Raw genomic sequence first — 13,004 nt, forward strand, 5'->3', positions numbered from 1 at the left:
TTGGGGTACTCATTACCGTCTATGGTAACTTCGCGCCTTGAATGACAAGCTTTTACAATCAATCTGAAACCCAGATTTTTGGGACTTTGTCTACACACTGAAGCACCAATAAAATGGTTTCCTTATAATTAGTTTAAATCATCATTTTACCTTATCCTCTTAACCTCTTTATTAGTATTCTTTCATAATGAATCTATTACTTCTTTAAAATTTAGTACCTCAGTGCATCCTCTTTTCACTAGCTCCATTCTGAATAGCTTCTAAAAAAACTTCAATCAACATCAATGTGAAAAAAAAATAGACTGTCGAGAAAGTCTCGACAGCCTGGCGTGACACAAGAAGAGTCCCACTTTTATAACTTAAATAAATCATCATCTGAAACAACTACTGTTTCATGATGAACAAATTATTTTCGTTTGAACGTTACATAAATCGTATGATTTCTCGTTACGTTCGTAAATGTATAGGTATTGTTTTTAGGCTTCACATTCACTCCGTCAACCTTCAACGTAGCGATTGTATAACCTTTTTTCGGTGTGATCTTAAACGTTTTATTTGTTCCATCAGCTACTGTAACTTTGCTGCTTGGGCTAATTGTACCGTTTTTACCCGCCGTTACAGTAATCGTATGAACGATTTTCTTAAATGTTACATTGATCGTACGATTCTTCGTTACGTTAGTTAAAGTGTAGGTGTTGCCTGTAAACTTCACATTCACACCATCTACCTTTATCGTATCGATTTTATATCCTTTTTTCGGTGTGATCGTGAACGTTTTATTTGTTCCGTCAGCCACTGTAACTTTGCCGCTCGGGCTAATTGTACCATTGCTTCCTGCTGTTACTGTAATCGTGTGAACGATTTGCTTGAACGTTACATTGATTGTATGATTCTTCGTTACGTTTTTGAACGTGTAAGTATTGTTTGTTAACTTGGCATTAACACCGTCAACTATGAATGAAGCGATCTCATATCCTTTTTTCGGTGTGATCGTAAACGTTTGATTTTCACCGTATTTCACAGGTACGCTACCGCTAGGGCTAATCGCCCCGTTGCTTCCTGCTGTTGCTGTGATCGTGTGAACGATTTTCTTAAATGTTACGTCAATCTTATGATCACTCGTTATGTTCGTTAACGTGTAAGTGTTGTTTGTTGCCTTTGTATCCACACCGTCAACCTTCAACGAAGCGATTTCATATCCGATGTCTGGTGTGATTATGAACATTTGATCTGTTAGCTCATTCACTGTAACCCTTCCACTCGGGCTAATCGTACCGTGATCACCTGCAGTAACCATGATCGTGTGAAGGATTTGCTTAAATGTTACGTTAATCGTATGATCACTTGTTACATTAGTTAACTTATATGTGTTGTTTGTTGCCGTTACAACCACACCGTCAACTTTCATCGTTGCGATTTCATATCCTTTTTCCGGCGTAATTGTGAACGTTTGATCCGTTCCATCATTCACTGTAACTTTTCCAGTCGGGCTAATTTTACCGTGATCACCTGCAGTTGCTGTGATCGTGTGAACGATTTGTTTGAATTTTACATTGATTGTATGATTGCTTGTTATGTTAGTAAATGTGTAGGTGTTGTTTGTTGCCTTTGTATCCACACCGTCAATTTCCAACTTAGCAATCTCAAATCCCTTGTCCGGTGTGATTGTGAACGTTTGGTCTTTTCCATGATCCACTAAAACGCCGCCGGTCGGACTAATTGTACCGAAATCACCTGAAGTTGCGATGATCAAATGTGACAACTCGTCACTTACGAAAATATCAAATGTAGCATCGATATAACCTGGTGCGGAAACTGTAAACTTATAATCACCTAATTCTTTGAACAATGATCTATCAACAAATGTCAACTCAGTAGTTGAAAGCGTGTATTTGCTTGGATCAACTACTTTGCCATTCAACGAAATAACTGGTGCTTTAGCAAACCATGCTGAATCCGATTTGTAGCTTATCGTAATTGGTTTAGATTCTTGAATATAGGCAATTTTTGAAGCAAACAGTGGTGCATTATCCTTAACTACTTGAGTTACACTCGTATCTGGATAGCAATATGCTTTAAATTTAACCTCAAAATTCCCTGTCGCTGGAAACGCCGAACTTGGCAATGTAAGATTAATATTATTCTCATTTGACGATATAGTTGTATCAGCCTTAATTGATACTCCATTTACTGTAATATCACCTAAAGCTGCTTTAGCAGCTGTTGCCCATCTCATGTTTTCAGCATTGTTCGGTATAGTAATAATTACCGACTTGCCAACTCCACTTGGTGTCACAGAAGGCGTAGGTGCTTTTCTTTGAGTAAATGGTTGAGCAATTGTAATAGGCGTAAAGTATGGCGATTTGAACTTAATGTTCTTATTACCTTCAGCAGTATTCGATTGCGTTGCGTTTCCATCTATCGATACTGTTCCCGTACCATTTGTTACTGATGTTGTTACAAATGGTTTTACGGAGTTAACTGATGTAAATTGAATTGTAACATCGCCATTGTCAGCTGTTTGATCTGACGTTGACGCAAGTAAAAGTGAACTTCTCCATAACGGATTATCGGAACCGCTAATTGTATAAGTTAAAGTGTCACCAAACTGCGGTGTTGCTGCAGGCATAGATAGTGTAATTGCAGGCGCAGGTTGCGGTGTAACAGTTGTATTTACTGTATTGTCCGCATAACCAGGAGCTGTAACAATTAAACTCCTTGGAACTGCAGCACCACCATCTGTTCTTACCAAGTCATATGGAATCGTTAATGTTCCTTCTTTTTCATCAATTACAACTCTAGTTTTGATGGAATTTCCACCAAATTTAATATTGCCACTAGTCTTTACTGCAGATATCCAATCAGTTGCTGCTGGATCAGGATTAAATGACATAACTAGGTCTTGGCCAGCAAAAATTGTATTTGCCGGTTTCGTCAGTGTTATACCTTGCTTGTATAGCGGCTGAGCGACTGTCGCAGTTTGGTAATTCGTTGCAATTATATTGATCGTTATGCTTCCTGGCGCTATAATCAGTGATTTACCAATCTGAATAGGCGTTCCAGGAGCACCAATCGTGATGTCTTTAGATTCAAAGTCTGCTCTTTGAATCGTAGTACTGCCAACTTGTATGGCTGTAATCGCATCTCTCCACGCTTGTGTATCATTAGTAGCTCCAACCCCAATAGAAATCGGGTTTGAGTTGTTATCATTAAAGAATCGATTCGATTCAGCAGTCAATACTGGAGCCGTGTTAGCATAAATTCTTTGTGCAAATGTATACGATGAATAATTGTTCGCCTCTATTTTAATATTCCAATCATAGATATATCCTCCGACTAGTTTTGAAGGTGTCGAGAAAACCCCTGCCGGAATAGTAAAGTTAAATGTTGTTGAATTTGCGGGTGTCACTTGGTTAAATAAGGCTGCAAGTTCAGTTCCCTTATAGGTTGCAACAACATTATTATCTGGATCTGTTAAAGTTATTGAAGAAATATTTGGCTGCCAGATATCGCGATAATGTGCGGCTGTAGAGCCTGTACCATCTGCGCGGCTAAACGTTAACGCTTTTCCAATTGTTGGAACATTATTTGGTGTAAGTAGATTAAAGCTATTCCCTATACCATCTTGCATTTTAAATTTCAATGTGCGATCCATATAGCCCGGAGCTTTAAACGTAATTGTATGCACTCCAGATTTTTTGAATAATGATGGATCAAATTCGTATTGTCCTTTGTTATTAACAACTTTTTCAACAATCGAATTTTGTGAGACGCCATTATATACATTCGTAGCTGCTTTACTGTCGACACCATCAATAAGAATTTGTCCGCCAGCACCGTCTACAGCTGCCCTCCAAGCAGTATCTTCTATTTGCGTAATTGTAGAAGCACCCGTTGCAGCATCTGGAGTTTTGTAAACTACAGAAAACAATTGAAACGGATTTACTTTGCCGTAATATACTAAGGCACTACTATCGCTTGATTTGATATATGGTACTTGTTTTACGACCGTGTTAAATGCGGTTAAATCGGAACCACTTGGCAAAGTACTAAATCCGGTTAATTTAATCTCTTTACTCGTCGTTAATACCATATTTCTTTCTAATGCTCCTGCATTAGGAGCAGTTGTATTGAATTTGCCGAAGTTTTTGACAATGTAACCAAAATCATTATAATCAATTACTTGGTCAAAGTTTAAATCAGCTGCCCTTGTGTAAGTTGACGGTGTGGCAACATAAGCATTGTATGCAGCACTTTCTGCCTCGATGTCTCTCATATCGATTACATCATCGCCATTCACGTCACCTGCAAGCATAATACCTTTAGGAACTGTATAGTTCCCACCTGCTGCGTAGTTATATTGTCCCATGTTGTTCACGGATAATGTTCCGTAGTAATTGAAATGACCTGGCATTTTCATTGTAAAATTATACGGCATAGTGCCCGCTTGCATTGGAAGGTCTGTTGTAAACAAACCATTCTGAGTTAAGCCAGGATTTGAACTACTAGCACTAATTTCAGGGTCTGGAGCTTTTTTCAATACTGAAGTAATACCGCCTGTATTAGGATCTTCAAATTTTATCTCGACGCCTGTGCCATCAGCCGTAATCGGTGCTGATATACCGCCGTATGATGGAGATGTCGGATTAGTTTGGAAACCTTCAGGTCTAATACTTCCGCTGATATAAGCTCCGCCTTTAATATAAAGTTTTTTATCAAGGAAGGTTGGGACACGATCCATTCCCAAATTACCACCGCTATAAGTTGTGATTTCCGGGATATTAGCCGATCCAACAAGCCATAATGTATCGTATCCGGAATCGTTTGTAACTTTGTAAGTGATATCAAGAAGAGGCATTTCCTGTGCAATGCCGTCGCTCATTGTATCTGCTGAATTCAATACACCTTGGGCTTGAACTCCTGCAGGAAGATTGAAATTGAACATAAAATCACCATTTATGTCCAGTTCTTTATGAATCCAACTTTTATCTGTTGTAATTCCTTTAGATGCTAAAAATGCTTTATATTTTGCACTAAAGTCAATATCTGTAATATCTGCAAACGGAAGCTCATCGATATAGAACTTCGCACCTACAACATTTTTAGGATACTTAATAGATAGCGTTGATTTAAAGTTATCACCTTTAGAAACTAAAGTTTTGTCAACAATGAATGCAGGGTCAATCCCGTTTAAAGTCGTCGATCCTGGTGAATCAAGCCGTGCAAATCTGTTAACTACATACTCGTTTCCTTTTTTAACAAAGTAATAAAATTTTGCTTGAGTTTCAAGATTTCCTGCATAGGAATAATCTTCTGGATAAATTCTGAACTGTGTTCCATAGTTTTCTTTATAAGGATCAGCATCTGTATTTACGACGTCATCCTTGGATAGTCCAAATTTAAATTTTCCGTCTTCATCTAAGTTCAGGAAGTAATTAACATAAGGTGCGTCGTTTGAGTCACCTAACATACCATCAATTTTCCCTAAAGATTGACTCACTTCAGTATCCGTGTCATAAACTGGTGGTTTAGGAACTAATGTTTCATGTCCAACATTCTTCATATAATCAACATTTGAGTCGTAAGCTTTTCCGGAGAACCATTTTAGCGCTCCATCCGTGACAGGACCGTTCGGGTCAATCTCATAAATACCTTGATCGCTGCCTGCATCCATTTGCATAGTCGGAGCAGTATTATCAACATAAACTGAGCTGTTTAATTCATAAAGCTTGCCAGTAGAAGCGTCTACTGCTCGAGCTTGTATGACGTATCCACCTTCATCAGCTATTTTTGTCTGTGACGATTGTTGAGTTAGCTTCACAGTCAGATTCGGATCATCCTTGGAAATAGGAGTCGGATAAGGGTTATAAAATCCGTTTAGCATAAAAGGTACATGCTTTAAATCTCCTAGCGTAAAGGAAGAAGGGCTGTATGACCCTATAAAACCTACATAATTATTACCTGTTATATCCATAACATAAAGTCTGAGACCAAAGGTAGGGTCAATCGGACTTTTCACTCTAATTCCTGCAAAGGCTGCCGGCAGAACGGCGAACGTATTAGGATTAAAGTTCTTATTACCACTAAGTGTAAATGCTTTTCTTTCAACCTTGAACTCTATCCCTCTACTTTGAATGTTAATAGCAAGAGGCATACGATAGGTTTCAGTTGGGCTAGCAGCATTAACAAAGTTTATATACGCCTCATAGTATCCACTTGCAGCCGAAGCAGGCATAGTGAATTTTGTTAAAAGATGAACCGTGCCACCAGCTGGAACAGAGATCGAAGTTAATTCCGTTGCAGGTGATGTCGCATCACTTATACTAATTTTAGCGCCTTCCTTTGCACCATCTTGTCCGTTACTTACATACGTATCCTTAAAGAAAACGCTCTTTGTGTCGAAAGTTTTAGCCGTTGCACCATTATTGGTGATATACAAGTCGCCCGTTTTCGTAGCAGTACCGTCTTCTTGACGCGGTGTATAGCCAAACGAAAATGAAGAAGTTGTATTTTCTACACTAATAATATTTGAACTGGATGACTGATCGGTTGATGAGCGTGATTGAATAAAGTCCTTTACTTTAAATAGCATATCTGAATGCACGGCTTGATAAGGATCCGTTTTACCAGAACCAATTTGAAATACACTTTGCTCCGTGCTAATAGGGTCTGAGGTTTGCATCAATGCTGCTTTAATATCCTCAGGCTTATAGTTCGGATGAGCAGACAAAATCAATGCAGCCATACCAGCAACATGAGGAGTTGCCATTGATGTACCTGACATCGTTTGATAAGCATTCGAGTAGTCTTTATTAGTTGGATCAAAAATATCGTAAGGCGCGGACGAGTAAATATCGACACCAGGCGCAACAACATCCGGCTTAATTGCCAATGAACCTGTAACTGGACCAGTCGAGCTAAAAGGCGCTAGCGTATTTCCGCCCATCAAGTAGTTTCTTGCATTCGTCACAGAAATCTTCTTAATTGCACCGCTTTTAAATGCATTATAAAAGTCTGTTCCGTCATTCTTGCTTATTTGCAATGTGTAGACTGCCCCGCCAAATGGGCCAAGAAAGAATGGATAAAACCCTTGTTCATCAACGATAAGATCTGGATTGTCGTTTGGTGTCCACAAAATCATGGCTTTAGCATGTTGGCCAGCTGCATTCATCATAAGCTCGTTAACAGGCCCAGCACCTCGCTTTACAAGTACGACTTTATCTTTAACGCTGATATTTTTATTTTTTAGATCATCATACGAAGCATTAGTTCCGTATCCAGCGTCGACAATGTCGTACTGAGTCGAACCACTTAGCTTCGTATTTGAATCCGAAAAATCGTTTCCAATCAAACGAGTATTCGTAATGGCAAATGATTCTTGTTCAGTTGTACCATAGGAATGAATATCGAATGTTGGAACTTGTTTCGGGTAAGTAATAGCTCCGACTGTAATCGCTTTAGCAGCAGCACCCGGGGTTCCTACTGTGCCAACACCTGGACCGGCGTTACCCGCAGCAATAACAGCTGTTACGCCAAGGTCAGTAATGTTGTTGATTGCAACGGCATTGGAAGATAACGAATCGTTAAGATTCATACCAAGTGATAAGTTAATCACTTTACAACCATCCTTGTATGATTGTTCGATTCCGGCAAGAACAGCCTCATCAGTACCACCGTAAGGACCTAATACACGATAAGCATATAACTGTACTTCAGGTGCAACACCTCTTAGAGCATACGGAGAGTTGTTACGTGATTGACCTGCAATTGTACCGGCAACATGAGTTCCATGTGAAGTAATATATTGATGGTAATCTGTCGGGAAGCTTTGATCTCTCTGATCAGGCGGAAGTGCATCGTTTGCATTCTTCGCAGCCAACCAGTCAGAATATACTGTTTCCATTGGGTCGTTGTCATTGTCTACAAAATCTTTACCGCCTTGATATACACCAGCGATGTCTGGGTGGTTATAGTCAAGTCCTGTGTCAATAACACCGACTTTTACGCCCTTACCTGTAATATTTTCATTTTGAAGATCGTGGATTTTCAACCAATCGAGAACTGCCGTTTCACCTGATTGAGGGCCTTCTGGACCTGGAGTTGAAACAGGAACAGTATTCGAGCTTACTGAATTTCCTGATTTAGCAGTGCTATCAGTTGTACCGGTAGTCGATTGTACGTTACTACGATTCGAACGTATAACGGGCAATAAATTTGGATTCTCTTGTTGCTCGGAAATCTTTCCATCACCTGTAACGCTCGATGGAACATCAATCGCCTGTGTAGAAGGAATTGGAGCATACTTTACATTAAGGTAAACGCTCTTTACGTACGGCAATGCCAATAAATCATTAATAGCATTACTAGGTATTTTAACAGCCATACCGTTAAATACTTTAGTATATTCAGTTCCTATTTTAATAGGATTCGTTACACCTGTGGCTCTCATTGTTCTAGACTCATTACTTACGAAACTCTTAAAATTGCTATGAGTTTCATTGACGGCATTCTCAGCGCTATCAAGTGTTTGTTTAGTAACAGATAATGCGTTAACACCAGCTGATGAAGCATTTTTTTGATTTTGCATTTGGATTGCAGCTGGATCAACATCAAATTGAACAATTAAATCTAGCATTTTTGATGATTCTAGTAGCTTCGGGTCAAACTGAAGCTTCTGCAAATATAAGTTCTGCAATTGTCCCGCTTGACTCTGTTCAAAGTTGCTGTAGCTACCTAATTGGGTAGACGTACTAGTAGTGTTTACAGTTTTAGCAGAATAATCTGAGCTGCCAGCTTTTCCACCTGTCATAGCATACGTCGAAACCGTGTTGCCTAACAGAGTGAAAGATGCAAGTAATGTTGATATGATCATTCTATTCATTTTACGTTGCCTCATACATTATTCATATCCTCTCGTAAATATAATATAAAGAACAAATACTTCAATTCCCCTATTTACTTCCCCCCTAAAATAACTAACTTCAAAACTTTTTATAATGTTTAGACAATTTTCTTGCTATATTAAATTATACTTTGGGGTTATATAGGCAGTAAATTGGGGAAATTCCGGGAAAAATGGCAATAAATTTTGATATTTTTTAATGATAAATTTAGAATTTGTAGAATATTCCATCTTTTTCTATTGATTCACTTGGATTATTAATTTGGGGAAATTCCGGGAAAAAGGATAATAACTGTTAATATTTATTAGAAAAATTTTAAAATATATAGATTATTCTCATTTCCCACTTTGTTTCAATTGGATTATCTAAAATAGAATTTGAGGGAATTCATGGTCTGGTATAATCCTATTTTTACAGAATACAATATTTTCCAGGAAAATTATAAGGTTTGTGTCCTCTGCCATGATGCTTGCCTTCAACCTATGAGTAGGTCAAAAGGGACCTCTTTAGGTTGCTCTAGAAAAAATATACAGCGTCGAGAACAAAAAAAAGACAAGAATACGAAATTGTATCCTTGTCTTTTATTATTTGTAAGGGAATGCTTGTAATTTAAAAAAAGATAATTTAATCGCTTTACTTGCAAAAAGGGTGTTTATTTCAATTTATTTAAAATTTGTGGAATATTACCATTCAGAATGATTTTTTAAAAAAGCTGACGAATTTTCCGGCAAATTACTTAATCGCTAGAACTTAGTTGTACTGGATACTAATTAAAACTTTGTCCGATTGCTCTTCATCTATCTCACTACATTTTCTTACTCTCAATTTTAAGAACTTTTCAACTAAACAAAATAAAAAAACTCGCATTTTCCTCTCATGACTAAAAATCACGAGAATCAAGTACGAGTTGATTAAGCTAATTTGCTGGTTAAGGGAGAAGGAACCCAAAGATATACCGGAACCTTATCAGGAAATAGTAAAAAACAAACAATTTCAAAAAGTTATGGATTTGCTGTCAAAAAAGAAGATACAAAAATCAACTTTTCTTCTGAATCTAACAAATTATTGAAAGCAAAACTAATTGTCCGATTAGAAATTAATATTTTCGATTTTGGAAAAGCGTATCATAAGAATAAGCCTGATTATGTAAATCGCATGGAAAAAGAATTGAGCGCTCATTTGAATAATTTGGCAGTAAGAACGATTGAGACGATGCAAAAAGCCAATTGTGACATTCTTGGTATCGGTAAGGAGTTAAGGGCTCACCATCCGAACATTTGAAGGTCTTTGGATTGGCAGAAAGACTATCCACGCATGTATATAGAACCGAAATTTAAAGTACAAATTATTAATTCAAATGTTGAATAACATTGTAACTGCTAGCTTCAAGGGATTATCACACTAAGTGGCACTGATTTTTTTCGTTTTTTTTTGCAAAAGGATCATTGAGTCCTGATACAAAAAAACTAGAACAAAAACTTTAAAATGAGTTGCGACACGCACTCAACATGAACAGAGTGTATGTGGCAATACATGAGATGTTGGTGAGACATTTTACAAAAGGCTGATTTCGAAAATCTCGTTGCTTTTTAAAATTCATTTAGAATTTTTCAATCCGCACTATAATTTATAACCTATTTTCTCTAATCAGAGATAATCCATAGAATTGCTGTTCAGTTTTCGTTCAATCCAAAAAGGAAAATGGTAATTTAAATATATTGTAGTTTATTTTATATCTAAAAAATAACCCTTTATTCCATTTGGAATAAAGGGTTATTTACATAGTAGCTTTTTATATAAAGCGACTGTTAGCGTACAGCGTAGGTCTTAATAATAGTCTGTTCGATTTGACTGCCGTTTGCGTCCCATGCTTTGATGCGAAGCGAAACGTAGCCAGAATCTGGGTTTTTCACCCACACTTTGTAGTGGCCATCTTTCCTGTCATCCACCTTCGTGTTGCTCCATGTGTTTCCGTCGTCAGTTGAAACTGCGACCTCGACCCCTTTAATGTCTGGGGTATCACCTGATTGAAGTACGAATGATAGATCGAAATGGTCGGTAATGCCACCCTTTGCCGTGTTCTCACTATCTAGGCCAATGTCATACTTCGGGTACAATAGCGCAAGGTTTTCTTGCCCATCTGTTGGTCGCTGGGACTTGAACGTCCAAGCTGTGCTGGTCGTTGTACCCAGAGTGAACCCGAAATAATCTATGTGCGATGTGTCCGCCGTGATCTTATAAGTCGCCGGATTTGGGCTGACCGCAAACGTTCTCTGATTTTGGTCCAATAACTGAGAGCGGAGAATCCCGTCTTGGTACAACCTCCAAGTGGCCTTGTTTGGAGAATTTGCGAAAATCACGCCGTAGTGCCCCTCGCTATCACTAAACTCAGTCATGTTAAGGTTTAAAGTGTCTCCTTCGCGATACGCCCAGCCGCTTTTTTCCGGTCTAGATGGAGCGATCGCCGCGCCCATCCAAGTCTCTTCTTTTTTGTCGCCCGGCGAGTAGATGCGATATGTGTCCTTCAAGTTAAGTGAAATATCTTTAACGTCTGGATAGTACTGATGGGCCCATCTCATAATCTTCATATCCGTCTTGTTGCCTGTGGAGTACCACTCTTCCCGGTCCGGTGTTTTTTCCTCGAATTTATCCAAGACCGCCACGAAGCCACCTTCGTCCTTACGTAATGCCACGGCCCAGTCGCCAGACTTCAACCAGCCATTTGGCCTGCGGTAGTGGGCCTTCACTACAGTCGAGTTTTCTTCTGTCACCGCGTCGACAGGGTTATCCGGAATTTCACCATTAATCATTGACGCATAATTGTACACGTACGGACTGTTGGCGATTCCATGCAACTTGATCCAGGTAGGACCACCCGCGATTCTGTTGAAGAGCACTTCTCCGTCGCTTTGGCCAAGAGTATAGGCCGGGATGACAACATTGTCAATTGTAAATACACCTAGATTGTACCTCTCCCCGTTGTTATTGACGACGATCACTCCAGCCGCGCCAGCACTCATAACTGCTTTTATTTGGTCTCTCGGATTCTGTTTCGAATCGCGGGTGACGACCGCTAGCTTGCCATGGATGTCTATGCCGCTGAGATCCGCAGGCAGTGCCACGCCAACGTTGACCGCTTGGAGTGTCATATCGCCGTCCAACTTATGCGCAAAGGACACTGGTAAAAGCGGAATCGACTCGTTCTTCTTGTCATCATAGGATGCCTTGATTGCAGGGGCGTAGTTGCGAGAATGGAAGTTGAACTCGAACTGACCAACATTATTTGGCGCCTTGACTGGCAACACGTAGGCGTGGGTATCGCCATTAAAATTCCTCATGTAGTCAACTCCGCCGTGGTTTGTGTCAATCCGCTCGCGGACTCCAAATTTCCAAGAGTGCTTTTCGGACTCCTTAGGTGTTGTAACTTTTACCTCCTTGGCTAAACGGGCATCAAACGTGATCTCTTGGTTCTCCTTACTCTTTAGCTCGATCATAGGCACTGAGGCTAGGGTATAGTTCTGAGCAATTCCGGCCTTGTCATTTGTATTTAGTGTACTAATTACCGCGTAACGTCCCGGTTGCAAGGATAATTTGGTCATCCCGCTGCTACTAGGAGTGACCTGTTTACCAGTCCCCGTGTCAAGGTTGAACCACACTAAATCGCCTCCAGCCGGTTTTCCGTTGCGATCGATCTCATTAATATTTAAATCAACTAAATCTTGTATTGTTGCACCAATGGTCGTGTTAATGATTTTATTGTCACTCGAAGTAGCTTTAACCACTGCTTGATAATCGCCGCTTTTAACGCTAAGTGCTGGATTAAACGTTACATTCATCGCACTGCTGCCATGTGCTGGGACAGTGACCACTGACTGGCTGAGTTTAAACATTCCAGAAGGAGCCGCTGTTAAATCCTCTGCCTTGGCTGTCATTGTGAGATTCAATGTGATCGCACTGTCGGATGGGTTGACATAATTATATGTCTTTACGATAGGCTGAGTAGTAGTAAACCCTGCTCCCATACTAACGACTGCAGGACTGCTATAGACGTTAGCATCTAATGCTTTCGAAATATCTACCCGTCCGCCACCCTGTTGATAA

At 39.5% G+C, this 13,004-nt stretch carries 3 protein-coding genes; 1 reads left to right on the forward strand and 2 read right to left on the reverse strand.

All coding sequences use genetic code 11. The features are described 5' to 3' along the window. Nucleotides 1-406: 406 nt before the first annotated feature. On the reverse strand, nt 407-8,881 hold the full coding sequence (locus CN946_RS06185) for a S8 family serine peptidase (protein WP_176547226.1): 8,475 nt from the start codon (nt 8,879-8,881) through the stop codon (nt 407-409). Nucleotides 8,882-9,824: 943 nt separating this feature from the next. Between CN946_RS06185 and CN946_RS06190 the strand changes: the two genes are divergently transcribed. After that, nucleotides 9,825-10,184 carry a Ger(x)C family spore germination C-terminal domain-containing protein gene (locus tag CN946_RS06190; RefSeq protein ID WP_098860346.1) on the forward strand — a complete coding sequence of 120 codons (360 nt, stop codon included), beginning with the start codon at nt 9,825-9,827 and terminating at the stop codon, nt 10,182-10,184. A 527-nt stretch (nt 10,185-10,711) separates the two neighbouring features. Here the strand turns inward: CN946_RS06190 and CN946_RS06195 are convergent. Beyond that, nucleotides 10,712-13,004 (reverse strand): PA domain-containing protein (locus CN946_RS06195; RefSeq protein WP_176547227.1); only part of this gene is annotated, 2,293 nt, incomplete at its 5' end.

This window comes from Bacillus sp. AFS053548 (assembly GCF_002575105.1).
GTDB lineage: Bacteria > Bacillota > Bacilli > Bacillales > Bacillaceae_G > Gottfriedia.